Here is a 23,675-nt window from a genome sequence, read left to right on the forward strand (position 1 = left end):
ACGTGTCAGACGTGCAGGTCACCCGGGTGACCTGCACGTCTGACACGTCCGCGGGCTTCTGACGCGGGCTGTGCGCGGATCAGGCTGGATGAGCGCCGGCCGCAGCCCGGGTCTCGATCCGGCCGATGACGTCGTCCAGGATCGGGGTCGGGATGCCGTGGGACGCCGCCCGGCGGCGGACCGCCCCGCCGATGGCGTCGAGCTCGCCCTCGTGGCCGGCCTCGATGTCGGCCTGGAGCGACGACCGCATCGGGGCCGGGAACCCGCTCAGGATGCCCCGGAGGTCCTCGCCGGTGGTCGGCACGCCCTCCGCGGTGGCCGTCGCCGCGATCTCGGCCAGCAGCCCGGTCGTCAGGTCCGGGTCACGGGTCAGCGCGTCCCCGATGCCGGTCCCCCAGGCCGAGGTCAGCAGCGCGAGCGGCGCGAGGAAGCGCAGCTTCTTCCACAGCACCTCGGTCTCGGTCCCGCCGGTGAGCACCTCGATCGGGGTGTCCCGCAGCGCCGCGACCAGGCCGAGCTCCGCTGCGTCGTCGGGAACGACCGCCCGCAGCAGCGTGCCGCGGTGCCGGACCAGGGCCGGGCCGAAGCCGCCCGCTCCGGTCCGCAGCGTCTCGCCTGCGATGGTGGCGCCGACCACCCGCACACCGGGCAGCGCCGAGCGCAGGACGTCGAGGTGGTCCAGGCCGTTGAGCAGGGACAGCACCTCGACGGGCGCGGTGCCGGCGAGCAGTGCCGCGGCGTCCGCCACCCCCTCCGCCTTGACCGCCACGACGACGCGCGCACCGTGCGGAACCTCTGTCGCGGCCCGCAGCGGGGCGTGCCACGTGCCGAACTTGTCGGTCTCGACGTCGAGCCCGTGCTCCGTGACCTGCCTGGCGGTCTTCTCCCGGGCGACCACCACGACGTCGTGCCCCGCCTGCTGGAGCATGGCCGCGACAAGGCCACCGATCGCGCCCGGCCCGATTACCGCGATGAGGTTGTCAGTCATGCTCCACATGCTAGGCAGCCCCGTGGCCGTTGATTCATGCTGGTCTACGCTCTGGACATGGCAGCTGTCTCGCTCGGGGTCCCGTCGGTGCGAGGCGTGCCCCGGCGCGCAGCCACGCCAGGTGGCCGCCCACGCCCCGCGACACCGCTGCTCGTGGACCGGTACGGGCGCGTCGCACGCGACCTGCGGGTCTCGATCACCACCGCCTGCTCGCTGCGCTGCACGTACTGCATGCCGGCCGAGGGTCTGCCGCTGGTGCCGCGCGACGAGCTCATGACGCCGGAGGAGATCGGCCGGCTGGTCGGCATCGGCGTGCGCGACCTCGGCATCCGCGACATCCGGTTCACCGGCGGCGAGCCGCTCATGCGGCGCGACCTGGAGGACATCATCGGCGCGGCGCGGACGGCGGCGGACGACGCGATGGCCGCGCCACGCCCGGGCACGACGCCCGGCGCGGCGAGCGCGCCGACGTCCACCGAACGCGTCCGCATCGCCATGACCTCGAACGCCCTCGGGCTGGACAAGCGCGTGGACGCGCTCGTCGCGGCCGGGCTGGACCGCGTCAACGTCTCGCTCGACACCGTCAACCGCGAGGCGTTCGCGACCCTGACCCGCCGCGACCGCCTCGACGACGTGCTCAAGGGCATCCGCGCGGCGCTCGCCGCGGGCCTCGCACCCGTCAAGATCAACGCGGTGCTCCTGCCCGAGACCCTGACGGGCGCCGCCGACCTGCTCGCCTGGGCCGTCGAGCACGGCTGCAACCTGCGCTTCATCGAGGAGATGCCGCTCGACGCTGACGGGCAGTGGACGCGCGACGACGTGGTGAGCGCCGCTGATCTGCTCGGCGTGCTCCAGTCGCGGTTCAGGCTGACGCCGGCCGGCCGCGAGGACCCGTCAGCCCCCGCCGAGGAATGGCTGGTCGACGACGGTCCGGCGACCGTCGGGATCATCGCGTCGGTGACCCGCTCCTTCTGCGGGGCGTGCGATCGCACCCGGCTGACCGCCGAGGGCACCGTCCGCTCGTGCCTGTTCGGCAACGAGGAGACGGATCTCAAGGCCCTGCTGCGGGCCGGCGCGACGGACGACGAGGTGGGCGACGCCTGGCGCGCCGCGATGTGGGCCAAGCCCCGCGCGCACGGCAGCGACGCCGTCGAGCTGGCGGCCGACGCCTTCGCGGCGACCGAGCGCAGCATGGGTGCCATCGGCGGCTGAGCCAGGAACGGGCTCGTCCATTTGCATAGTAGAAGCTCGTCGAGATGCCTAATAGAACGTCGTCCAACTGCTAGGCGTCCTGCGCCTGAAGCCTGGGCTTGACCTTGATTCAGTAGGGGTCGAGGTGCCGAAACCCTAGGGATTGTGGTCGTCTGGGTCCTCTTGAATGGGATTCAGTTCGCGCTCGTGGGGACGGTTGCCGAAGCGGGACGGAGTCGAGGCGCCGCGAGATCGGTCGGTTTCCTCCGGGTGGTCAGGGGCGATGTCCGGGCGTGGTTGAATTTCGGCGTGAGTACAGCGACCGAACGGCCGCACCGCATCATGATCGTGACCGACGCCTGGGAGCCGCAGGTGAACGGCGTCGCCACGGCGCTCTCCCGCACGGTCACCGAGCTTCGCCGCATGGGCTGTGTCGTCGAGATGGTGACGCCGTGGGACGGCTACCGGACCATCCCCCTGATCACCTACTCCGAGATCCGCCTGCCCATCATGGCGCGCGACGAGGTGGAGCGGCGCTTCCTCGAGTTCGCGCCCGACGCCGTGCACATCGCCACCGAGGGCCCGCTCGGCTGGTACGCGCGCGCCGTCTGCGACCACTTCGGCTTCCCCTTCACGTCCAGCTACCACACGCAGTTCCCCGAGTACCTGACCGCCCGCTGGTCGTGGATCCCGCTCTGGGCCGGGTACCGGTACATGCGCAAGTTCCACGGCAAGTCCGGCGCCGTGCTGGTGACGACGCCGACCATGCGCGCGCAGCTCACCCGGTGGCGCATCAGCAACGTAACGCCGTGGAGCCTCGGCGTGGACACCGAGCAGTTCCACCCCGATCGCCGGGCGGCGACGGCTGACCCCGGACGGGGCCGCGGGGTGTACGGCGACCTGCCCGGACCGGTCTTCCTGTACGTGGGGCGGCTGGCCGTCGAGAAGAACGTCCAGGCGTTCCTCGACCTCGACCTGCCGGGCTCGAAGGTGGTGGTCGGCGACGGACCGGCCAGGGCCGACCTGGAGGCGGACCACCCCGACGCGCACTTCCGGGGGCGCCGTTCGGGCGAGGACCTGGCACAGCACTTCGCCGACGCCGACGTCCTGGTCTTCCCGAGCCGCACCGACACGTTCGGCCTGGTCATCCTGGAGGCGATGGCGTCGGGTACCCCCGTGGCGGGCTTCGACGCGCCCGGTCCGCGCGACCTCATCCCGGGGTCCGGCGCGGGTGCCGTCGACGACGACCTGCGGGCCGCCTGCCTCGCCGCGCTGGACTGCTCACGCGAGGAGACGCGAACGTACGCCGAGCTCTTCTCGTGGCGGGCGTGCGCCGAGACGTTCTACGCCCAGCTCGACGTGCCGCCACCGCCGGTGCGGGAGCGCATCTGGCGGCGCGGCATGCAGCGGCTCCCGGCCATCAACCTGAGCGTGCCCAGCCTGACCACCTTCACCGTGACCGGCCTTTCGATGCCGAGCCTGACGCTCCAGTCGGCGCGGGACCTGACCCAGCGGATGCATCCGGCCCGGCTCCCCGAGCTGCTGCCGGACCGCATGCCCGGCAGCGACACGGTCCGCCGGGCGGCCACGCGCATGCGCAAGATCGCTACAGGCCGACCCACTCGGACTCGCCGTCCGTGAACTGCTGCTTCTTCCAGATCGGCACCTCGGCCTTGATGCGCTCCACCAGCAGGGAGCACGCCTCGAACGCCTCCTTGCGGTGCCCGGCCGACGCCGACGCCACGAGTGCGACGTCGCCCACCACGAGGTGCCCGAACCGGTGGGTCGCCGCGACGCGGAGCCCCGTCTCGGCGGCCACCGCCTGGCACACTTTTTGTAGGACGGCGGTCGCGTCGGGGTGCGCCTCGTAGTCGAGGCTCGTGACGTCCCGGCCGCCGTCGTCGTCGCGGACGACGCCGCGGAACGTCACCACGGCGCCGCACTCGGGGGCCGCCACCGCTGCCTCGACGGCCCGCCCGACGGCGTCGTCGAGCACGTCCTGCGTCACCCGCACCACCTGGTCCATCAGTACTCCCTCGTCCGTGCCGAGTGCTTGTCGGGCGCCTGTCCGGGTGCCGGGGTCCGGCCCGGCGTCACAGCGGCCACGTGATCACCTCTGCGCCCTCGTCGAGCCTAGTCGCGGCGGCGGGGACGTCGATCAGCACGTCCGCGGCCGCCATCGACGCCACGAGGTGCGAACCCGGTCCGCCGACGACGGCGACCCGCGCGCCGGCGCCGCCGGCGTCGTCGACCCGGCGTCCCCGCAGGAGCTGACGCCTCCCGGCCGGCGAGACGATCGCGGCGTCGAGCGCCGCCGGGACCCGCCGCACGGGCGGGAGTCCACCGGCCTGCCGCAGGAGGTCGCGGAGGAACACGACGAACGAGACCTGGGCGCTGACCGGGTTGCCCGGGAAGGCGAGCACCGGCGTGCCCGCGAACCGCCCGAGACCCTGCGGCCCGCCGGGCTGCATGGCCACCGAGCGGAACGTGACCTCCGGCAGCGCGTCCTTGACCACCTCGTAGGCCCCCTGGCTGACCCCGCCGGTCGTGAGCACGAGGTCGCACAGCGCCGCCGCGCGCTCCAGGCCGGTGCGCACGACCTCGGGGTCGTCGGGGACGGCGAGGCGCAGGCCCACCCGTCCGCCCGCCGCGACGACGGCGGCCGCGAGCGCCGGGCCGTTGGCGTCCCAGATCTGGCCGGGGCCGGGCTCGTCGCCGGGTGCGACGAGCTCGCTCCCCGTGGACACGACGGCCACCGAGACCGGCACGCGGACCGGCAGCCGCGCGATACCGCAGGCCGCGGCGGCCGCCACGTGGTGCGGCGCGAGCACGGTCCCGGCGCGCAGCACCACGGCGCCCTCTGCGACGTCGGAGCCGGGCTCCCGGACGAACTCCCCGGCCTCGCGCCCGCGGGCGATCTCGACCTTCGTCGCGGAGCCGCGCGGGGCGCCGTCGCCGCGGGCGTTGAACGTCACGTGGTCCGTGTCCTCGACAGGGACGACCGCGTCGGCGCCGACGGGTACCGGCGCGCCGGTCATGATCCGGACCGCGGTGCCGGGCTCGAGCGGCGCGGGCTCGCCCGGCGCCGCGGCGACGTCCCCCACGACGGGCAGGGTGACGGGCGCGCCGGGCCGCGCCGGGGCGACGTCGGCCGCGCGGACCGCGAAGCCGTCCATCTGCGAGTTGCGGAAGCGCGGCAGCGGCCCGGGGGCGACGACGTCGCTCGCGAGCACCCGCCCGACCGCGCCCTCGTGGACGGGCACCTCCTCGGTGGGCCGGTCGGCGAGCCCCGCGAGGAGCTCTGCGACGTCGGCCCGGTGCTGTTCCACGTCAACGCGCTCGCTCATGCTCGCAACCTACCCGGGACACGCCGGGCGGGGCACACCGCTGCCCTGGCGCCCGGGCGGCATCCGGCGCCAGAATCGACCATGCACATCCACGCGCTGAGCAACAACGGGACGACGCCCGACGGCGCTCTCGTGCGCCGGGACTCGCAGTCACCGGACGGCCTGCGGGTCCTCGACTCGGTGCTGGCCATGCGGCCGACGCCCGACGTGGTGCTGCGGGCCCGGCAGCGGGTGGAGTACGACGGCAACATCCGCAACTGGGTGCGCTACTCGACGCAGCGCGAGCCCGGCGGCGTGGACGTCACGTTCGAACGCGCGGACCTGCCGCCCGGTTCGCGCGACGGCGTGCCCTCGTTCGCGCGGTACCTGCTGGTGCTGGAGCTCGCGACGGTCGGCGCCTGGGCCGAGTACATCCAGCTCGACGACGCCGACCCGACGCGCACGCGGCAGGCCCTGCTGGTCCGCACCGACACGCAGCCGCTCCTGCTGCCGGACGGCATCTCGACGTCGGCGATGCGCATCGACCAGCTCCTCGACGGCAGCCCGGCCAACGCGTTCTGGTGCGACAGCTTCGGCGTGCTCCAGGCCGACTACATCGAGACGTTCCCCGACGGCACGCAGGTCAGCGGAATCTCGTGGCGCACCACGTGGGAGGGCATAGTGCCCTGGCTCGACGCCGAGGTGCGGGGCGCGCTCGACGCCTCGGGCATCCTGGCGTAGCCCGGCTCGCGGCCCAGCCCGCTCAACGGTGCACGTGCGCCCGGTGCCCGACCGCCGCCGAGACGTCCTGCTCCGCCACGGCGAGCAGCCGGTCGGCGAGCCGCCGCAGCGCCCGGGCGGCGGCGATCTCGTCGCCGATCAGCGGCACCTGCGCGTCCCCCGGTGACTTCCTCGCGTGCCCGACGGCGCGCAGCGCGTCCGGCGGACCGTTCGTCACCGTCGCCTCCGCCGTCGTGCTGCCGCCCGACTCCACCACGGTGATCCGCACGTCCCAGGTGAGCGCCCGGGCCTGCCGCGGCGGCTCGCGCCACTCGTCCGAGCCTGCCTCGACCTGGGCGTCGACGATCGTGTCGGAGCCGGGGTAGACGAGCGTCTCCTCGCCGGTGTCGGACCACCTGACCCGGTAGGGCGGCGAGCCGTCGTCGTGGGGACACCCGGTCACCACGCCGTCGCGCACCACTCCGCCGACCACTCCCGAGGCCGTGACGATCCGGTCGCCAACCGCTGCCTTCATGGGTCCTCCTCGCGTCGCTGCGATCGGTTCCATCATCTCCCCACGCTCAGGTTTACGACATCCCCGATGGGGCCTACTCTGCTGAGCACGGTTCAGTACGCGGGGCGAGGGGGCACCGCGGGCCGTCGACCTCGGAGTACTCGATGACGAGCACGAACGAGACCAGGACGGCCGCGCCCCAGGGCGTCTCCCGTCGGCAGGCGCTCGCCTACCTGGTCGCCGCACCAACGCTCGCTATCGCGATCGATCTCGCCAGACCCGATGCCGCACGGGGCGCGACCGTTCCCGCGGTCGTCCCGTCGCTGCCCGGACCCGCGGAGCTCCTGGACCTCACCGAGGCCCAGACGCTCGCGGCGGCACCCACCTCGATGCTGATCACGCTCACGCTGGGCACCGACGGGATCGTGCGGTTCGCGCTGCCCCGCTCGGAGAACGGCCAGGGCATCACCACGTCGACGGCGATGCTCATCGCCGAGGAGCTCGACCTGCCGGTCGAGCGGGTGGTCGTGACGCTCGCCGACGCCCGGCCGGAGCTGCTGTTCAACCAGCTCACCGGCGGGTCGAACACCACGCACTCCACCTACCTCCCGGTGCGCACCGTGGCGGCGGCGGCGCGCACGCGGCTGCTCACCACGGCGTCGGCCCGGACCGGCGTCGCGGAGCGTGACCTACGGACCGACGGCGGCGCCGTCGTCCTGCCCGACGGGACCCGGATCGACTACGGCGGCCTGGCAGAGGCCGCGCGGGTCGAGCGCACCACCGCGATCGGGACCCGGCTCAAGGACGTGTCCGAGATGCGGGTGATCGGCAGGCCGCGCGGCCGCGTCGACGCCCGCGCGGCGGTCACCGGCGCCAAGAAGTACACGATGGACCTCGACATCCCCGGTGCGCTGCCGACGATGGTCTGCCGGCCCCCGACGCTGAACGGCACGGTCCGCGCGGTGCGCAACGCGGCCGCGGTGCTGGCGATGCCCGGCGTCACCCACGTCGCCGAGATCCCGACCGGGGTGGCGGTGCGCGCGGAGACGTTCGGCCAGTGCGTGGACGCCGTCCGGGCGCTCGAGGTGGACTGGGCCGACGGTCCGGTCGCCGGGATGTCGGACGCGGACGTGCTCGCCGAGCTGCGCGGCGCCCAGCTGCCGCTCGCCGTGCCCAGGGTGCCGCTCCTGACCACGACCATCGACACCGACTTCACGTTCTGGTTCTCGAGCAACAGCGCCCTCGAACCCAACTGCGCCATCGCCGACGTGCGGCCGGGCTCCGCCGAGATCTGGGCAGGGCTGCAGGCCCCGATCGTCGCGCAGGGCTGGATCGCCGGCGAGCTCGGGCTGCCCGTCTCGGCCGTGAAGGTGCACGTCACGCAGGGCGGCGGGTCGTTCGGCCGCAAGCTGTTCCACGACGCGGCGTCCGAGGCCGCGCAGGCGTCCCGGGCGATGGGCGTGCCGGTCAAGCTGATGTGGCACCGCGCCGACGACTTCCGCCAGGGGCGGGTGCACCCGGCGTCCACCCACCGCATCCGCACGACGCTCCTGGGCGGCGAGGTGCTCACGTGGGAGCAGCGGCACACGTCGATCGGGACCGACTTCTCGCACGGGTTCGGGGAGATGCTCGTCTCGGTGGCGAGCAAGCTGCCGGTCGGCGACCTCTCGGTGGCGGAGACGATCTACGTGCTCACCCAGTCCACGCACTACAGCTTCGGCGTCCAGACCAACCTGCTCTCCGAGGTCGACCGCCGGTTCAACACCGGCGCCATGCGGAACATCTACTCCCCGAACGTCGCGACGGCCCGCGAGCTCACGGTCGACCGGATCGGCAAGCGGCTGCGGCTCGACCCGCTCCAGGTGCGGCGCAGGTTCGCGCGCGACGAGCGGTCCCGCGCGGTGCTCGACGCCGTCGCCGAGGCCGGCGAGTGGGGGCGCGCCCTGCCGGACGGAGTGGCCCAGGGCATCGCGTTCCACGCCGAGTACCAGTCGGTGGCCGCCTGTCTGGTCGAGATCGACTGCCGCCCCGGGACCGTGGACCGCGAGGTCCGGGACGGCCGCACCGGACCGCGTGTCACGCGGGTGACCACCGCCGTCGACGTCGGGCTCACGGTGAACCCGAAGGGGCTCGAGGCCCAGATGATCGGCGGCGTCATGGACGGGATCGCGATCATCCTGACGTCGTCGCTGCACCTGCGCGACGGCCACTTCCTCGAGGCGAGCTGGGACAACTACGCGTACACGCGGCAGTGGAACGTGCCGCCCGAGATGCGGGTCATCGTCATGGAGAACACGTCCGAGCAGCCGGGCGGCGCGGGCGAGCTCGCCGTCGCCTCGGCGGCAGCGGCCACCGCCACGGCGTACGCGCGGGCGACCGGGAAGATGCCCACCGAGTTTCCCGTGAATCATCACGAGCCACTGCACTTCGAGGTCAAGCCGACGGTGCCGCCGGTGCCCGCCTCGCCGGTCGACGGCCTGCGCTGGACCTACTGAGCCGGCCCCGCCGACTTCCGAGATCTCCCGAGGAGACCCCATGGCTACCCGAACGTTCCTGGTCAACGGTGAGCGCGTCACCGTCGACACCCCCGACGACGTCCGCGTCCTGTGGATCCTGCGCGACGTGCTCGGCATCACCGGCCCCAAGTACGGCTGCGGCATCAACGTGTGCAAGGCCTGCACGAGCCACATCAACGGCCGCGCGTTCAACCCCTGCTCGGTGCCCGTGGGCGACCTCGGCCCCGACGACGAGGTGACCACCATCGAGGGCCTGCCGGGCACGGTCGGCGCCGTCGGCGCGGAGCTGCACCCCATGCAGGAGGCGTGGCTCGAGCGCGACGTCGCCCAGTGCGGTTACTGCCAGCCCGGCCAGATCATGGCGGCCGTCGCGCTGGTGCGGAAGGTGCGCGAGGAGGGCCGCACGATCACCGAGGCCGACCTGGACGGCATCCGGAACATCTGCCGCTGCGGCACCTACCCGCGCATCCGTGAGGCGATCCGGGCGGGCGAGGCGAAGATGTAGGTTCACGGTTCACGGTTCACGAGCGACTGGAGGGCGCCGCGTGCGGGATCTGCTGCCGCAGCTGCTGGACTGGTGGCGCGCCGACGAGCGGGTCGCCGTAGCCACGGTGGTGCGCACGTTCCGGTCGGCCCCGCGTGAGCCCGGCGCCGCGATGGCCGTCGGGCCGGGCGGTGAGGTCATCGGCTCGGTGTCCGGGGGCTGCGTCGAGGGCGCGGTGTACGACCTGTGCCTGGAGGTCGCCGAGACCGGCCGCCCCGTGCTGGCCCGGTACGGCGTCTCCGACGAGTCCGCCTTCGAGGTGGGGCTAACCTGCGGCGGGACCATCGAGGTGTTCGTCGCCCCGCTCTCGCGCACCGCCTGGCCGGACTTCGAGTCCTTCGCGGGGCAGGTCCTGGGCACCGGCCCCGCGCTGCCTGACGGCGGCCCGCCCGCCTCGGGCGTCTGCGTCGCCACGGTCATCGCCACGGACGCGGGCGCGGACGGCGGCGCGGACGGCGGCGCGGACGCGGACGGCGCCGCCGGCCCGCTGGGCCGGCGGATCACGGTCGCGGACGCCGGTCGGTCCGGGGACGAACCTGGTTCGGGCCGCGTACCCAGTGATCCGGCCCGAACTTCGCCCTCCCACGGGCCTAATCCCTGGGCTGCGGCGGACCACCCGGCCGCGCAGCACCCGGCGGCGGATCCGCTCCTAGCCGCGGTCGCCGCCGACGCCGTCGGGCAGATCGCCGTCGGCGCCTCCGCCGTGCGGGAGTACGGGCCGCTCGGCGAGCGCACCGGGACCGGGACGCGCGTGTTCCTGCAGGTCTTCGCCCCGCGCCCGCGGCTGCTGGTGTTCGGCGCCATCGACTTCGCCGCGGCGATGGCGCGCGCCGGGCGGCTGCTCGGCTACCGCGTGACGGTGTGCGACGCACGCCCGATCTTCGCGACGTCGGCCCGCTTCCCGGAGGCCGATGACGTCGTCGTCGACTGGCCGCACCGGTACCTCGCCGCGGAGATCGAGGCGGGACGGGTCACCGAGCACGACGCCGTGTGCGTGCTGACGCACGACCCGAAGTTCGACGTGCCGCTGCTGCGTACGGCTCTCACCGAGCTGCCGACCGGGACCTACGTGGGTGCGATGGGCTCCCGCCGGGCGCACGCGGAACGGGAGGCCCGGCTGATCGAGGACGGCGTCCCGCCCGAGGCCCTCGCGCGGCTGCGCAGCCCGATCGGCCTGGACCTCGGCGCACGCACCCCGGACGAGACCGCCGTCTCGATCGCCGCGGAGATGATCGCCGCGAGGTCCGGCGCCTCGGCCCGCCCTCTGCGCGAGACGGACGGCCCGATCCACTCCTGAGCGGGTGTCTATCTCGACACGATCTCGTCCCGCCGCTTCCGCAGGAGCAACATCAGCGACGCCATCGGCTCAGTCCCGGTGCCGGACGATGTTGATGACGTTGCCGTCCGGCGCGCGCACGAGGAACCTGCGCACACCCCAGGACTCCGTGGTCAGCGGGTGCACGATCTCGTAGCCGAGCCGCTGCGCCTCGTCGTACGCGGCATCGACGTCCGGCGTGTGGACCGAGATGACCGAGTCCTCGGGCGACGTCGCGTCGCCCGTCACCAGCTGGACGTGCGCTCCGGTCTCGGGCGAGGTGTAGCGGGCCACCCAGCCGAGATTGAACTCCTCGGTGCTGAGCCCGAGGTAGTCGGCGTAGAAGTTCTTCGCCGTCTCGATGTCGGCCACCCGAAGGTTGGTCGTGATGCGCATGGCGTGCATGGTTCCTCCTGTTGGCGGAAATCTGGAGGCTGATACCCGCGACCCCGATCTACGCTGCGGGCATGTCAGCGCACGTACAGACGATCGTCCCGCCCAAGCTCCGTTCCGGCGACACCCTCCGGGTGATCGCGCCCGCCAGGTCCCGGGCGATGATCATGGAGCACGACAACACCCGGTGGATCGACGAGCGGTTCGCCGCCATGGGCCTCACCCTCACGTTCGGCGAGCACGTCGACGAGGACGACCAGTTCCGCAGCAGCACCATCGAGCACCGGGTCGCGGACCTGCATGCCGCGTTCACCGACCCGGACGTCGCGGGGATCCTCACCGTGATCGGCGGCTTCAACAGCAACGAGCTGCTCCCCCACCTCGACTTCGACCTGATCGCCGCCAACCCGAAGGTGTTCTGCGGTTACTCGGACATCACCACGCTCCAGAACGCGATCCTCGCCCGCACCGGCCTGGTCACGTACTCGGGCCCGCACTGGTCGAGCTGGGGCATGCGCGACCACTTCGAGCCCACCGGGGACTGGTTCCGCGCGGCGGTCATGAACGACGCCCCGATCGTCGTCGAACCCGCGAAGGCGTGGACCGACGACCTGTGGTTCGCGGACCAGGACGCACGCACCCCCGTGCCGAACGAGGGCTGGTGGGCGCTGCGCCCCGGGCAGGCCTCGGGCCGGATCGTCGGCGGCAACCTCGGCACGCTCAACCTGCTGCAGGGCACCGCGTACATGCCGTCGCTCGACGGCGCGCTCCTGTTCCTCGAGGACGACTTCGAGTCGGACGCCGCGCACGTCGCGCGCTGTCTCACGTCCCTGCTCCAGCAGCCGGGCGCCGACGGCGTCACCGGGCTGGTCGTCGGCCGGTTCCAGGCCAGCTCGGGCGTGACCCGCGCGGCGCTCGACGAGATAGTCGCCCGCCAGCCCGCCCTGCGCGGCAAGCCGGTGCTGGCCGGCGTGGACTTCGGGCACACGAGCCCGTTCCTCACGCTCCCGATCGGCGGGACGGCGGAGCTCGCCGTCGCCGAGGACGCGACAACCCTGACGATCACGCGCCACTGACGAGGTGTCAGACACTCGAGTCACCGGAGTGACCCGAGCGTCTGACATGTCGGCGAGGGGCGCCGCCTTTTACAGGCCCGGTCCCGCTCCTCAGCGGGTCGGTGCGAACCCGCCCCAGACGGCGAAGGAACCGCGTGGGCTCCGGGCGTCGACGCGGTAGCTGTCGTGCTCGAGATCGCGGACGCCGGTTGCATGGTTGTACTGACTGGCGAACTCGTGCTGGCCGGCTGGCACGGTGCGGCCCGGCTTGAGGGTCCAGCGGTAGAGCAGCGCACCGCCTGACTCCTGAACGGTGACGGTGAAGTCGTCGGTGGGCAGCGTCTGCCAGTTGCCGGTGTCCCGCACGCCACCGGTCTGGGCGATGCGCAGTTCCACGGTGACCGAGGTGAGCGGCTTGGTGGTCTCGAGGGTCAGATTGCTCTGGGCCCAGTAGATGGTGCTGTGGGGATCCAGCGAGCCCTCGGACCGCAACGGCCCGTCCTCGACCCGGCTGTCGTCCGCCGGAGTCGGGCGCGCGCTGCCCCAGGCCGGGGCCGGGGCCGGGGCCGGAGTCGGGGTCGGGGTCGGGGTCGGGGTCGGGGCCGGACCGGTAGTGGTGGTGCGCGAGGATGGCGACGGACCGGGCGTGACGGTCGGGGGAGTGACGGTCGCGGACGGCGCCGTGGGAGTGGGTGCGACGGCCGGCAGCAACGGAGCTCCGCCGATGGCCGCTACGGCGAGACCACCGGTTGTCAGGGTGGCGGCGACGACGAGACCGACGATCGCCGCCCGGGGCGATGACCTCGCGATCGAAGGCGTGCGATGCCGGACCTGGGGGCCGACCGCACCGCGCTCGACACGCGCCAGGATCCTTGCACGGTTGGGCTCGTGAGCCGCAGCGGCTTCTCGCAGCCGTCGGCTGATCTCCTCGTTCACCGGTGCCTCCCTCCCATGGTCAGTTCGCCGACCGTATCCGCGCCGAGCAACCGCTTCAGCTCGGCCATCCCCTTCGATGTCTGGCTCTTCACCGTACCGACGGAGATGCCCAGCGCGGCGGCGGTGTCCTTCTCCGACAGGTCGAGGGCGTGGCGCATGACCACGCACGCCCGCTTGCGGAACGGCAACCTGGTGAGCGCGGCTCGGACGTCCTGCACGGCCGCTACGTCCGGGCCGTCCACGTGTTCCGTATCGAGGGACCAGAACAGCACTGTTCGCCGCCGCTCGCGGACCCTGCTCCGGGTCCACTGCCGCGCCAGATTGGCCACCACGCCGCGGGCGTAGGCGACCGGGTGTTGCGCGGCCCGCAGCCGGTCCCAGTGCTGCCACAGGGCGACCAGCGCATCGGCGGCGAGGTCGTCCGCCACGTCCTTCTCGCCGGTCAGGAGGTGGGCAAGACGGGCCAGTTCGGCGTAGTGGCGTTCGAAGAAGTCGTGGAACTCTGCGGACGCGTCGGCGGCGAGCATCTCCCGCGGTTGCCCTCTCCCTGCGATGTGTGTGTTCTCCCTGCGATGTGTGCGTTAACAATCGGCGTGAGCGTAGCAGCGGCCCCCGGCTGCGCCCGGGCCGCGATCACCCGTGGGCGGGAGTCCTGACAAGGGCCGAGCGGCACGGTCAGTGCCGGGCGAACTGGACTCGGGTCGGCTGCGCCGGGCCATGATTCGTTGTCCTCATGTCCATCCGTTTCGGTAGATCGAGTCGATGTTCCACAGCGCAGTTGCCGCCGGAGCCGAAAGGGTGCCGCCCATTGCCCGGTCCCGGGTCGGCCTGCTGACAGGCCGACCCGGGACTCGATGGGTTGTGGGGTCAGGACGGGTCGCCGTACAGCAGACCGCGTCCGTTGGTGCCGATGTAGACGCGGCCGTAGGTGTCGGGATCGCCGGTGATGACGCCGACGCTGCCGATGGCGCCCCACTGATGGGCCTTGTCGTTGACGCGGAGCCAGGTGGCACCCTTGTCGGTGGAGCGGAAGACTCCGGTGACGTCCTTGACGGTGCCGATCAGGTAGAGGGCCTGGTAGGTGGTGCCCGACGCGGCCTTGCCGAAGCCGAGGGCGGAGGCCGACCGCACCGAGCCGAGCGTGGTGAAGGTGCGGCCGCCGTCGGTGGAGTGCAGCAGTCCCTTGTCACTGCCGGCGATCCACAGGTCCCCGGCGATGCCGGGCACGGCCGTGAGCCGGCCGGAGGGCAGGTTGCCGGCGCGGGCGGTGAAGGTCGCACCGCCGTCGGTGCTGGCGTAGAGCGTGCCGCCCGTGAGTGAGTAGAAGGTGTTGGCCGAGGAACGGTCGGCGACGACCACGGCGTCGGTGTCCAGGCCGCTGATCCTCGACCAGCTCGACCCCTCGTCGGTCGAGCGGTACGGGGCCTGGCCGGCCTCGGTCCAGACGATGGTGGAGCCGTCCGCCGCGAGCGCGACGTGGCCATCGTTGGCGCCGGCCACCGGCTCTGCCTTGAAGCCGTTCCAGGTGCTGCCGCCGTCGGTGGAGTAGGCGCCGTCCTGATCGCCGCCACGGCCGACCCGGACCATCGTCGAGGGCTTGGACTGGGCGAAGTCGATGTCGGTGCTGTTGGTCATCAACGGGTTCGTCAGCCGCCCGGAGGGCACCTTGGTCAGGGAGCCGTGGCGGAAGCCGCCCTGGTCGCCCATGGAGGTGATGACGGTGGCGCCGCCGGGAGGGGCGATCGCGTCCAGCAGCGAGGTCTCCTCGAGACCTCGGGCGCCTGAGCTCCAGTGGCTGGTGCCGCCGCTGTCGGAGGCGTTTGCGTCCTCGCTGCGCCAGATGCCGTTGCCGGTGCCGTACAGCGCGTGCCCGGAGTCGAAGGGGTCGATCGCCAGGGCGGTCATCCAGTGCCCGGTGTGGGTGCCGACGTAGGGAGCGGCGGAGGCGCTGCGCACCGACTTGTCGGCCAGTGCCTTCCAGGTCGCGCCGCCGTCGGTGCTGCGGTAGATCTCGTCCTCCGGCCACCAGCGGTCGAGAGTGGTGACCATCACCGTGGACGGCGTGCGCGGGTCGACGGCCAGACCGGAGAACCCGTAGCTGCCCTGGGACGGGGAGACGTTCATCCACGCCCCGCTGGCCGGCGTGTACTTCCACACCGAGCCCCCCGTCACGCCGTTGGGTCCGAGGGCGTTGGTGTACGTCACGTACAGCGAGCCGTCACCGGAGAGCACGCCGTGCTGCGGCATCTGGCCGGTGGGCTGCCCGAGGACGGCCTGCCAGGTGCTGCCGCCGTCGGTGGAGCGGTAGAGAGAGGTCGACGAGTCGCCGACGCCGACGTAGATCGTCTTGCTGCCGCTCGGGCCGTACGTCACGAAGGAGATGCCCCCGCCGCTGCTCGCCCCGTCCTTGACGGGGAACGAGGAGACCTGGCTCCATGTCACGCCGTAGTCGGTGCTGCGCCACAGGCCGTTCTTGCGGCTGCCCAGCAGCAGGGTGCCGTGGTCGGCCGGGTCGACCACGAGCCGTTCGCCCGCCCCGCGGCCGTCCTCGTTGCTGCCCCCCTTGAAGGGCAGATTGGTGCGCTTGAAGGTGCGGCCCCGGTCGGTGGAGCGCAGGATCGCGCCGTTGCCCGCCCAGTTGTTGGTGTAGGTGCCCGCCATGAGGTAGAGCCGGTTGGGGTCGACGGGGTCGGTGGCCACCGCGTCGATGCCCAGCAGGTTCCAGTCCTTCTCGCCGAGCCAGTCGGTCAGCGGGATCCAGCGCTCGGCCGTGGCGTTCCAGCGGTAGGCGCCGCCCATGTCGGTGCGCGCGTACAGCAGGCCCTTCTCCTTCTGGTTGAACACCAGCCCGGTGACGTAGCCGCCGCCCACCACCTGGACGTTCTTCCACTTGTACGATCCGGACCCAGCCGTCTGGGGCTGGGCCGACGCCGCCAGCTCCTGCTGGACGCTGGTGCCGGCGGAGGAGCCGTTGTCATCGAGCACCGTGCCACTGCGCACGGGGGCCTGCTGGTTGTCGGCGCTGCCGTCGACCGTCGTGGACGGCGAGTCCTCCCGCGCGGACACGAGGCCTGGCGCGACGACGGCGGTCAAGCCGGCCAACGGCGAGTCCTCCTGCGCGAACACGAGGCCTGGCGCGACGACGGCGGTTACGCCGACCAACAGACCGGTGGCGATCCAGCGGCGGCGGTAACGCCCGCGGCGCCCGCGGCGCGCGCGGTGCGTGGGGTTGTCCATGGGGATGTGCTCCTTGTATGTGATTCACCGGAGGAGGTGGATCAGGCAACGGAGTGGCCTGATCCACCTCCTAGTGGTCACAGACACTGCAAAAGGTTGCCGCTGGCCGGGATCCTCTTCAGGCTCGTTTGTGGGCGCTACGCACCATGACCACCACGGCTCACCGTCCGCCGTCGGCGAACCCGGAAATTGAGTCGGGTCGACTCAGGTTGAGACTGACATCAATCCCATCCGGAGGAGAACACCATGACCACCGTTCTGACCCGTTCGCCGTTCACCCACACGTGGCTCCGCGACCCGTGGAGCCCGCAGTCCGCCGACGCCCAGGGCCCCGTGCCCGCGGCCGACGTCTACCGCGAGGGTGAAGACCTCGTCGCCCGCCTCGACCTGCCGGGCGTCGACCCGGCGGCCGACATCACCGTCGAGGTCGAGGGCCGCAAGCTCGTCGTCCGCGGCGAGCGCAAGGACCAGCGCCCGGAGGAGTCCGAGGGCCGCCGCATCTCGGAGGTCCGTTTCGGCTCCTTCCGTCGCACGGTCACGCTGCCGAAGACCGTGGACGGCGACGCCGTCACCGCGTCCTACGACGCAGGCGTGCTGACGGTCACCGTCCCCGGCGTCTTCGCCGGCACGACGCCGCAGCGCATCGAGGTCACGACCGCCGCCTGATCACCTCAGCGGCCTCACGACGGCGCCCGACCGCACCCAGCGGCCGGGCGCCGTCCGCGTTCCCGGCCATGTGCGGGCAGCCGTGGGACGACTCGGGGAAAACCCGTATGTGCCGATCTGACCGTTGTGCGGTGCCGCCTGACGCCGCTACTTTTCGTGAGCACTGTTTCGTCATCACTCACGCATCGCCCGTGACACACCGGAGTGCGCGCGCGACTGCCGCTGCTGTGCCCGTCGCGCGGTTCCGTGCGGCGGGAGAGACATGTTCGCGAAGGAGCGTTCGATGCGTAGCACGAGGCACCGCACCACCCGCACCGCCCTGACGGCGGTGGCAGCCCTGACCCTTGTCCTGTCGGCCTCGCTCGTCACCTCCGCCGCGGCGGCACCCGAGGGGTCCGACGGCGGGGCCGCGCCGGCGTCGGGCACCGCTGCCGCGCAGGACGCCGCTGCCCTGGCCGCCCTGACCTGGTCCGACGAGTTCAACGGCGCCGCGGGCAGCGCGCCCAACGGCGCCAACTGGAACTTCGAGACCGGCGCGGGCGGCTGGGGCAACAACGAGCTGCAGAACTACACGAACTCGCGGAACAACTCCGCCCTGGACGGCAACGGCAACCTGGTGATCACCGCCCGCCAGGAGGGCAGCGGCTACACCTCCGCCCGGCTCACGACCAAGGGGAAGGTGCAGCCGCAGTACGGCCGCCTGGAGGCGCGGATCAAGATCCCGCGCGGGCAGGGCATCTGGCCGGCGTTCTGGATGCTCGGCGGCCAGTTCCCGGGCACGCCGTGGCCCAACTCCGGCGAGATCGACATCATGGAGAACATCGGCCGCGAACCCAACCGGGTGCACGGCACGCTGCACGGCCCGGGCTACTCGGGGGCCAACCCCATCACCGGGTCGTACCAGCACCCGCAGAACTGGTCCTTCGCGGACGACTTCCACACCTTCGCGATCGACTGGAGCCCCAACTCGATCACCTGGCTCGTGGACGGCAACGCCTACCAGACGTTCACACCGGCGAACACGGGCAGCAACCCGTGGGTCTTCAACCAGCCGTTCTTCTTCATCCTGAACGTCGCGGTCGGCGGCAACTGGCCCGGTTACCCCGACGGGACCACGCAGTTCCCGCAGCAGATGGTCGTCGACTACGTGCGCGTCTACGACTCCACGGGCGGCGGAGGCAGCCGCACGGGCACGATCCGGGCGAGCAACGGCATCTGCCTCGACGTCGCGGGGGCCGCCACGGCGAACGGCACGCCCATCCAGCTCGCGAACTGCAACGGCAACACGGCGCAGCAGTGGACGGTCGGCACGGACGGCACCGTGCGCGCGCTCGGCAAGTGCCTCGACGTGTCCGGGGGCGGCACCGCGGCGGGCACCGCCGTCCAGCTCTGGGACTGCAACGGCACCGGAGCCCAGCAGTGGGCCTCGACCAGCGGCACGCTGGCGCTGCGCAACCCGCAGTCGGGCCGCTGCCTGCAGCCGGTCGGCCGGGTGCAGACCGACGGCACCCGCACCGAGATAGCCAACTGCGACGGGAGCACCGTCCAGCGCTGGACGCTGCCGTAGCCCAGGTCCGTTGGTCGAGCCTCCTCCGTTGGTCGAGCTTGTCGAGACCCCGTGCGTCGACAGGGGTCTCGACAAGCTCGACCAACGGAGGTGGGCGCTCGACCAGCGGAGGCGGGCTCGGTCGACCGCTACAGCCGTTGCGCCAGAGCCGCCGCGCCGATCACCGTCGCGTCACCCCCGAGCACCGCGCGCCGCACCTCGACCGGGTGCCCGGACACGGGCGGCTCCTCGCGCAGCCGGGCCAGGAGCGCGGGTTCCAGCAGGTCCCACGCGCGGGCGAGACCGCCGCCGACCACCACGTGCCCGACGTCGAGCAGCGCCGCCAGCATCAGCACCGCCGAGCCGACGGCGTGCCCGGCGTCGGCGAGCACCCGGACCGCCACCTCGTCGCCCGCGAGAGCCCGGGCCTCGACCTCCGAGGCCCCGACCTCCACACCGTCGCCGAGCTCCGCGTACCGGCGGGCCACCGAACGGCCTGAGGCCAGCGTCTCCAGGTGCCCCCGCTGACCGCACGTGCAGCGCGCGTCGCCGAACCCGGGCATGTGCCCGATCTCGCCCGCCGCCCCCGCGCCGCGGTACAGCGCGCCGTCCAGCCACAACGCCCCGCCGACGCCCGTGCCGAGCGCGATGCCCGCCGCGGACCGCACACCCCGGACGGCCCCCCAGGTCGCCTCGCCCACGAGGAACGAGTCGACGTCGTTCGCGGCGACCACCCGCAGCCCCGTCCGCGTCGCGATCCCGTCCCTCAGGTTGGTACCCACCCACCCGGTGAACGAGTCGCTCGCCGCGAGCACCTCCCCCGTCCCCGGGTCGACGACGCCCGCCGCGCCGACCCCGACGGCCGCCACCAGCACCCCGGCCGAGGCGACGGCGCGCACGACGAGGTCCGCGGCGACGTCCAGCATGGCCCCGCCGCCCGACGGCGTCGGCGCGGTCGCCGAGGTGAGCACCGCGCCGCCGGGCGCGACGACGGCGGCGCGGATCTTGGTGCCGCCGATGTCGACGCCCGCAGTGGGATCGCCGCTCATCGGGCGGCGCCAGGGGCGGAGCCGGGCACCGGACCGGACCCCGAGCCGGCGCCCGCAACCGAGGCGAGCCGCTGCCTGGCCTCGCGCCGTTCACGCTGGGCGACGGGATCGGGCGTGGGCACGGAGGCCAGCAGCTCCGCCGTGTACAGCTCCCGCGGGGCGCTGAACACGTCCACCGTCCTGCCGCTCTCGACGAGGCGGCCCGCCCGCAGCACGGCGACCCGGTCGGTCAGGTCGTGCACGACGCCGAGGTCGTGGCTGATGAACAGGCAGCCGAACCCCAGCTCCGCGTGCAGGTCCTTGAGCACCTGCAGCACCTCTGCCTGCACCGAGACGTCGAGCGCGCTGGTGGGCTCGTCGGCGACCAGGAGGCGCGGCCGGAGCGCCAGTGCGCGCGCCAGCCCGATGCGCTGGCGCTGCCCGCCGGAGAACTCGTGCGGGTAGCGTCGCTCCGCCCCGACGGGCAGCCGCACCGCGTCCAGCAGCTCGCGGACCCGCGCCCGCCGCTCGGCTCCCGACAGCCGGCGCCCGTCGCGGCCGTGGATCGCCAGCGGCTCCGCGATCGACTCGCCCACGAGCTTGCGCGGGTCGAGCGAAGCGCCCGGGTCCTGGAACACGACGCCGACGTCGGCCAGGAGACGCCGACGGGCCCGGCCCCTCGCCTTGGCGACCGAGGAGCCGAGCAGCAGCACCTCGCCCTCCGACGGCGTCAGCAGGCCCAGGCAGGCCCGGCCCGCCGTGGACTTGCCGGACCCGGACTCGCCGACCAGGCCCAGCATCTCGCCCGCGCGCACGGTGAGGTCGAGGCCCTCGACCGCACGCACGTGCCGCCCCTGCACCCGGTAGTCGAGGCTGACCCCCCGCAGATCGAGCACCACCTCCCCGGACGACCGCGAAGTAGAGCGTGTGTCCGGCATCGCTTCGGGGCGCGCCGAGTCCGTCCCGGACACACGCTCTACTTCGCGAGCCTCTGCGCGGGGGTGGGGGAGTGAGGGGACCGCGGCCAGCAGCGTGCGGGTGTACTCGTGCTCCGGGGCGAGCAGCACCTGGTCCACCAGGCCGTGCTCCACTATCCGGCCGTCCCGCATGACGGCTACATCGGAGGCGATGTCGGCGACCACGCCCATGTTGTGCGTGACCAGCAGCAGCGCGGTACCCCGCTCGGCGACCAGCTCCCGCAGCAGGTCCAGGATCTCGGCCTGCACGGTCACGTCGAGTGCCGTCGTCGGCTCGTCCGCGACGATCAGGCGCGGCTCGCACGCCAGCGCTATCGCGATGACCACGCGCTGCCGCTGCCCGCCGGACAGCTCGTGCGGATACTGCCCCGCGCGCCGCTCCGGCTCGGGGATACCGACCGACCGCAGCAGCTCGACCGCCCGGTCGCGGGCGACGGCCCGCGGGACCCGCTCGTGGTTCAGCACGGCCTCGGCCACCTGGTCGCCGAGCGTCATGGTCGGGTTGAGCGCCGTCATCGGCTCCTGGAAGACCATGGACGCCACGCGTCCGCGGAGGTCCACCAGCTCGCCCTCGGGCGTGGTGACGACGTCGCGCGGCCCACCGCCGTCGAACAGCTCCACCGAACCCGTGACCCGCGCGGTGGAGGGCAGCAGCCCCAGCACGGAGAGCGACGTGACGCTCTTCCCCGAGCCCGACTCCCCCACGAGCGCGACCACCCGGCCGCGCCGCACCTCCAGGTCGATGCCGCGGACGGCGGGCACGTCCCCGGACCCGGTGCCGAACGTGACGTTCAGGTCCCGGATGCGCAGGACGACGTCATCCCCCTGCTGGGCCTGCACGGGCAGCGCGCTCATGCGGTCCTCCCCTTCACGTCGACGACGTCCCGCAGCCCGTCGCCCACGAAGTTCAGGGCGCACACGACGACCACTATCGCGAGGCCGGGCGGCAGGATGAGCCACCAGGCGCCCTGGTAGATGTAGTTGATGCCGTCGTTGAGCATCGCGCCCCAGTCGGTGGTGGGCGGCTGGATGCCCATGCCGAGGAAGCTGATGTAGGCGACGAGCAGGATGGCGTCGGCGACCTGGAACGTCGCGTTCACGACCACCGTGCCGACGGTGTTCGGGATGACGTGCGAGACGACGGTGCGGCCGTGCGACGCACCCATGGCGCGCGCCGCCACCACGTAGTCGCGGGTCCGGACGGACAACGCCTCCGCCCGGATCAGCCGGGCCGGGACCAGCCACGACACCATGCCCAGCACGACGATCATCATCCCGACCGTCGGCCGCACGATCGTGGACAGCACCAGCAGCAGGAAGATCGCGGGGATGGCGATGCCGGCGTCGACCACGCGCATCATGACGGCGTCCACGGCGCCGCCCACGTAGCCGGCGATCGCGCCCCACAGCGTGCCGACCACCGTCGCGAGCACGCCCGCGGCCACGCCGACCAGCAGCGACACCCGGCCGGCGACCATGAGCCGGCCCAGGTTGTCGTAGCCGAGCGCGTCGGTGCCCAGCGGGTGGCCGTCGACGCCGGGCGGCAGGTTCGCGGCGCCGAGGTCGGTAGCCACCTGCTCGGTCGGGTAGACCAGCGGCCCGATCACCGCGAACAGCACCAGCAGCGCGAGCGCGACCGCGCCCACCACGGCCAGTCGGTTCCTCGTGAAACGTCGCAGAGCGGTCATCGTGCGGCCCCCCGGGTGCGCGGGTCCAGGAGCGCCTGGACGACGTCGGCCAGCAGGGAGCCGACGACCGTGGCGACCGAGATGACGAGCACGCAGCCGAGCAGCACCGGGAAGTCGCTGCTCTGCGCGGCGCTCCAGAACAGCAGGCCCATGCCCGGGTAGTTGAAGAGCTGTTCGACGACGAGCGCGCCGCCGAACATGACGGGCAGGTAGTAGCCGAGCATCGCGACGACCGGCGTCAGCGAGTTGCGCAGCACGTGCCGGAGCACGACGTCCCGGTAGCCGGTGCCCTTGGCGCGGGCGGTGCGCACGTAGTCCTCGCCGAGGTTGTCGAGCGTCGAGGACCGCATGTAGCGGCTGAACGTGGCGACTATCGGCACGGCTCCGGTGAGCACGGGCAGCACGAGGCCGGCGGGCTGGGACAGGACCTCCAGGACCCCGTTGCCCTGCGGCGCGGCCGCCGGGAGCAGCCCGGCGGTCTGGCTGAGCAGCAGGATCAAGAGCATCCCGAGGAAGAACGTGGGGGTCGAGTAGGCGACGATCGCGAGCGTCGAGAGCCAGTAGTCGACGGCGCGGTTGCGCCGCACTGCCTGGTAGACGCCGACGGGCACCGCGACGAGCACCGCGACGACGAGCGACAGCCCGGTCAGCAGCAGCGTCTTGGGCAGGCGCAGGGCGATGGCGTCGGCGACGGACTGGTTGAGCAGGTACGACTCGCCGAGGTCACCGGTCAGGGAGCGCCCGAGGAACGACAGGTACTGCAGGACGACGGGCTGGTCCAGGCCGTTCGCGGCCTCGAACGCCGCTATCTGCTCCGCGCTGGCCTGCTGGCCGAGGACGCCTCTGGCCGGGCCGCCGGGCAGCGCGTGCAGCAGCGCGAACACGATCACGCTGACGACGAGGACGACGACGAGGGCCTGGAGCACCCGCCGGACCAGGAAGCGGCCGAAGCCGCCGCGCTGTGCCCTGACGGGCAGTGGCGCGGCGACCTCGGGTTCGACGGTCCCGCTCTGTGCGGGGATGGCGGTGGTCATG

Annotated in this window: 21 protein-coding genes; 9 read left to right on the forward strand and 12 right to left on the reverse strand. The window is 72.8% G+C overall.

Translation table 11 applies throughout. The features are described from left to right. Window positions 1-79: 79 nt before the first annotated feature. Window positions 80-988 carry a ketopantoate reductase family protein gene (locus ACNYC2_RS22955; RefSeq protein ID WP_419703999.1) on the reverse strand — a complete coding sequence of 303 codons (909 nt, stop codon included), beginning with the start codon at window positions 986-988 and terminating at the stop codon, window positions 80-82. A gap of 57 nt (window positions 989-1,045) precedes the next feature. On the opposite strand from ACNYC2_RS22955, the gene ACNYC2_RS22960 reads away from it, so the two are divergent. Further along, window positions 1,046-2,200 (forward strand): GTP 3',8-cyclase MoaA, encoded by a 1,155-nt coding sequence (locus ACNYC2_RS22960; protein WP_419704000.1) that lies wholly within the window; start codon window positions 1,046-1,048, stop codon window positions 2,198-2,200. Window positions 2,201-2,488: 288 nt separating this feature from the next. Beyond that, window positions 2,489-3,820 (forward strand): glycosyltransferase family 4 protein, encoded by a 1,332-nt coding sequence (locus tag ACNYC2_RS22965; RefSeq protein WP_419704001.1) that lies wholly within the window; start codon window positions 2,489-2,491, stop codon window positions 3,818-3,820. On the opposite strand, the gene ACNYC2_RS22970 is transcribed toward ACNYC2_RS22965, so the two are convergent. Together ACNYC2_RS22970 and glp are read right to left on the reverse strand one after the other, a co-directional pair. After that, the gene (locus ACNYC2_RS22970) at window positions 3,786-4,205 is read right to left on the reverse strand and encodes a molybdenum cofactor biosynthesis protein MoaE (protein ID WP_419704002.1); all 420 of its coding nucleotides are present in this window, start codon (window positions 4,203-4,205) and stop codon (window positions 3,786-3,788) included. The two genes, ACNYC2_RS22965 and ACNYC2_RS22970, sit on opposite strands and share 35 nt — an antisense overlap. Before the next feature lie 67 nt (window positions 4,206-4,272). After that, the gene (gene glp / locus ACNYC2_RS22975) at window positions 4,273-5,526 is read right to left on the reverse strand and encodes a gephyrin-like molybdotransferase Glp (RefSeq protein WP_419704003.1); all 1,254 of its coding nucleotides are present in this window, start codon (window positions 5,524-5,526) and stop codon (window positions 4,273-4,275) included. 81 nt (window positions 5,527-5,607) lie between these two features. Here glp and ACNYC2_RS22980 point away from each other — a divergent pair, with 81 nt between their 5' ends. Continuing rightward, window positions 5,608-6,246, forward strand: coding sequence for a hypothetical protein (locus tag ACNYC2_RS22980; RefSeq protein ID WP_419704004.1), 639 nt, complete (start codon window positions 5,608-5,610; stop codon window positions 6,244-6,246). 22 nt (window positions 6,247-6,268) lie between these two features. On the opposite strand, the gene ACNYC2_RS22985 is transcribed toward ACNYC2_RS22980, so the two are convergent. Further along, the gene (locus tag ACNYC2_RS22985; RefSeq protein ID WP_419704005.1) at window positions 6,269-6,760 is read right to left on the reverse strand and encodes a dsRBD fold-containing protein; all 492 of its coding nucleotides are present in this window, start codon (window positions 6,758-6,760) and stop codon (window positions 6,269-6,271) included. A 143-nt stretch (window positions 6,761-6,903) separates the two neighbouring features. On the opposite strand from ACNYC2_RS22985, the gene ACNYC2_RS22990 reads away from it, so the two are divergent. The 3 genes from ACNYC2_RS22990 to ACNYC2_RS23000 are packed head-to-tail and all read left to right on the forward strand — an operon-like array spanning window position 6,904 to window position 11,096. Then, window positions 6,904-9,234 (forward strand): molybdopterin cofactor-binding domain-containing protein, encoded by a 2,331-nt coding sequence (locus ACNYC2_RS22990; protein ID WP_419704006.1) that lies wholly within the window; start codon window positions 6,904-6,906, stop codon window positions 9,232-9,234. Window positions 9,235-9,274: 40 nt separating this feature from the next. Next, window positions 9,275-9,760 (forward strand): (2Fe-2S)-binding protein, encoded by a 486-nt coding sequence (locus ACNYC2_RS22995; protein WP_419704007.1) that lies wholly within the window; start codon window positions 9,275-9,277, stop codon window positions 9,758-9,760. Between the two features lie 40 nt (window positions 9,761-9,800). Further along, window positions 9,801-11,096, forward strand: a complete 1,296-nt coding sequence (locus ACNYC2_RS23000) for an XdhC family protein (protein WP_419704008.1) — start codon at window positions 9,801-9,803, stop codon at window positions 11,094-11,096. Window positions 11,097-11,165: 69 nt separating this feature from the next. Here the strand turns inward: ACNYC2_RS23000 and ACNYC2_RS23005 are convergent, their stop codons facing one another. Continuing rightward, window positions 11,166-11,510, reverse strand: a complete 345-nt coding sequence (locus tag ACNYC2_RS23005; RefSeq protein ID WP_419704009.1) for a VOC family protein — start codon at window positions 11,508-11,510, stop codon at window positions 11,166-11,168. A gap of 71 nt (window positions 11,511-11,581) precedes the next feature. Here ACNYC2_RS23005 and ACNYC2_RS23010 point away from each other — a divergent pair, with 71 nt between their 5' ends. Continuing rightward, entirely contained in the window at window positions 11,582-12,583 is a 1,002-nt protein-coding gene (locus ACNYC2_RS23010; RefSeq protein WP_419704010.1) for a S66 family peptidase, read from the forward strand. A 90-nt stretch (window positions 12,584-12,673) separates the two neighbouring features. Here ACNYC2_RS23010 and ACNYC2_RS23015 read toward each other — a convergent pair whose 3' ends face one another. The 3 genes from ACNYC2_RS23015 to ACNYC2_RS23025 all read right to left on the reverse strand — a co-directional run bounded on the left by ACNYC2_RS23015 (window position 12,674) and on the right by ACNYC2_RS23025 (window position 16,735). Next, the gene (locus ACNYC2_RS23015) at window positions 12,674-13,498 is read right to left on the reverse strand and encodes a hypothetical protein (RefSeq protein ID WP_419704011.1); all 825 of its coding nucleotides are present in this window, start codon (window positions 13,496-13,498) and stop codon (window positions 12,674-12,676) included. Beyond that, window positions 13,495-14,025, reverse strand: a complete 531-nt coding sequence (locus ACNYC2_RS23020) for a SigE family RNA polymerase sigma factor (protein WP_419704012.1) — start codon at window positions 14,023-14,025, stop codon at window positions 13,495-13,497. Before ACNYC2_RS23020 ends, ACNYC2_RS23015 begins: the two co-directional genes overlap by 4 nt. A gap of 340 nt (window positions 14,026-14,365) precedes the next feature. Then, window positions 14,366-16,735 carry a xyloglucanase gene (locus ACNYC2_RS23025; protein WP_419704013.1) on the reverse strand — a complete coding sequence of 790 codons (2,370 nt, stop codon included), beginning with the start codon at window positions 16,733-16,735 and terminating at the stop codon, window positions 14,366-14,368. 246 nt (window positions 16,736-16,981) lie between these two features. On the opposite strand from ACNYC2_RS23025, the gene ACNYC2_RS23030 reads away from it, so the two are divergent. Beyond that, complete coding sequence (locus tag ACNYC2_RS23030; protein ID WP_419704014.1) at window positions 16,982-17,401, forward strand: Hsp20/alpha crystallin family protein; 420 nt, start codon at window positions 16,982-16,984, stop codon at window positions 17,399-17,401. Between the two features lie 283 nt (window positions 17,402-17,684). Further along, window positions 17,685-18,968: a family 16 glycosylhydrolase gene (locus ACNYC2_RS23035; protein WP_419704015.1), complete on the forward strand. Its 1,284-nt coding sequence runs from the start codon at window positions 17,685-17,687 to the stop codon at window positions 18,966-18,968. A gap of 128 nt (window positions 18,969-19,096) precedes the next feature. On the opposite strand, the gene ACNYC2_RS23040 is transcribed toward ACNYC2_RS23035, so the two are convergent. From ACNYC2_RS23040 to ACNYC2_RS23055, 4 genes are read right to left on the reverse strand one after another with little or no spacing between them, the layout of a single operon-like run. After that, the gene (locus tag ACNYC2_RS23040) at window positions 19,097-19,996 is read right to left on the reverse strand and encodes an ROK family protein (protein WP_419704016.1); all 900 of its coding nucleotides are present in this window, start codon (window positions 19,994-19,996) and stop codon (window positions 19,097-19,099) included. Beyond that, the gene (locus ACNYC2_RS23045; protein WP_419704017.1) at window positions 19,993-21,807 is read right to left on the reverse strand and encodes a dipeptide ABC transporter ATP-binding protein; all 1,815 of its coding nucleotides are present in this window, start codon (window positions 21,805-21,807) and stop codon (window positions 19,993-19,995) included. The genes ACNYC2_RS23040 and ACNYC2_RS23045 overlap by 4 nt, the downstream gene beginning before the upstream one ends. After that, the gene (locus ACNYC2_RS23050) at window positions 21,804-22,640 is read right to left on the reverse strand and encodes an ABC transporter permease (RefSeq protein WP_419704018.1); all 837 of its coding nucleotides are present in this window, start codon (window positions 22,638-22,640) and stop codon (window positions 21,804-21,806) included. Before ACNYC2_RS23050 ends, ACNYC2_RS23045 begins: the two co-directional genes overlap by 4 nt. Beyond that, the gene (locus ACNYC2_RS23055; RefSeq protein WP_419704019.1) at window positions 22,637-23,674 is read right to left on the reverse strand and encodes an ABC transporter permease; all 1,038 of its coding nucleotides are present in this window, start codon (window positions 23,672-23,674) and stop codon (window positions 22,637-22,639) included. The genes ACNYC2_RS23050 and ACNYC2_RS23055 overlap by 4 nt, the downstream gene beginning before the upstream one ends. Between the last annotated feature and the right edge of the window lies 1 nt (window position 23,675).

This window comes from Promicromonospora sp. NFX87, assembly GCF_048564965.1.
GTDB lineage: Bacteria > Actinomycetota > Actinomycetes > Actinomycetales > Cellulomonadaceae > Promicromonospora.

What these genes read in the sequence shown, in the direction of transcription:
- ACNYC2_RS22955 (WP_419703999.1), bottom strand. Translation starts at nt 988, where the DNA reads ATGACTGACAACCTCATCGCGGTAATCGGGCCGGGCGCGATCGGTGGC.
- ACNYC2_RS22960 (WP_419704000.1), top strand. Translation starts at nt 1,046, where the DNA reads ATGGCAGCTGTCTCGCTCGGGGTCCCGTCGGTGCGAGGCGTGCCCCGG.
- ACNYC2_RS22970 (WP_419704002.1), bottom strand. Translation starts at nt 4,205, where the DNA reads ATGGACCAGGTGGTGCGGGTGACGCAGGACGTGCTCGACGACGCCGTC.
- glp (WP_419704003.1), bottom strand. Translation starts at nt 5,526, where the DNA reads ATGAGCGAGCGCGTTGACGTGGAACAGCACCGGGCCGACGTCGCAGAG.
- ACNYC2_RS22980 (WP_419704004.1), top strand. Translation starts at nt 5,608, where the DNA reads ATGCACATCCACGCGCTGAGCAACAACGGGACGACGCCCGACGGCGCT.
- ACNYC2_RS22985 (WP_419704005.1), bottom strand. Translation starts at nt 6,760, where the DNA reads ATGAAGGCAGCGGTTGGCGACCGGATCGTCACGGCCTCGGGAGTGGTC.
- ACNYC2_RS22990 (WP_419704006.1), top strand. Translation starts at nt 6,904, where the DNA reads ATGACGAGCACGAACGAGACCAGGACGGCCGCGCCCCAGGGCGTCTCC.
- ACNYC2_RS22995 (WP_419704007.1), top strand. Translation starts at nt 9,275, where the DNA reads ATGGCTACCCGAACGTTCCTGGTCAACGGTGAGCGCGTCACCGTCGAC.
- ACNYC2_RS23005 (WP_419704009.1), bottom strand. Translation starts at nt 11,510, where the DNA reads ATGCGCATCACGACCAACCTTCGGGTGGCCGACATCGAGACGGCGAAG.
- ACNYC2_RS23010 (WP_419704010.1), top strand. Translation starts at nt 11,582, where the DNA reads ATGTCAGCGCACGTACAGACGATCGTCCCGCCCAAGCTCCGTTCCGGC.
- ACNYC2_RS23020 (WP_419704012.1), bottom strand. Translation starts at nt 14,025, where the DNA reads ATGCTCGCCGCCGACGCGTCCGCAGAGTTCCACGACTTCTTCGAACGC.
- ACNYC2_RS23025 (WP_419704013.1), bottom strand. Translation starts at nt 16,735, where the DNA reads ATGGACAACCCCACGCACCGCGCGCGCCGCGGGCGCCGCGGGCGTTAC.
- ACNYC2_RS23030 (WP_419704014.1), top strand. Translation starts at nt 16,982, where the DNA reads ATGACCACCGTTCTGACCCGTTCGCCGTTCACCCACACGTGGCTCCGC.
- ACNYC2_RS23035 (WP_419704015.1), top strand. Translation starts at nt 17,685, where the DNA reads ATGCGTAGCACGAGGCACCGCACCACCCGCACCGCCCTGACGGCGGTG.
- ACNYC2_RS23040 (WP_419704016.1), bottom strand. Translation starts at nt 19,996, where the DNA reads ATGAGCGGCGATCCCACTGCGGGCGTCGACATCGGCGGCACCAAGATC.
- ACNYC2_RS23045 (WP_419704017.1), bottom strand. Translation starts at nt 21,807, where the DNA reads ATGAGCGCGCTGCCCGTGCAGGCCCAGCAGGGGGATGACGTCGTCCTG.
- ACNYC2_RS23050 (WP_419704018.1), bottom strand. Translation starts at nt 22,640, where the DNA reads ATGACCGCTCTGCGACGTTTCACGAGGAACCGACTGGCCGTGGTGGGC.
- ACNYC2_RS23055 (WP_419704019.1), bottom strand. Translation starts at nt 23,674, where the DNA reads ATGACCACCGCCATCCCCGCACAGAGCGGGACCGTCGAACCCGAGGTC.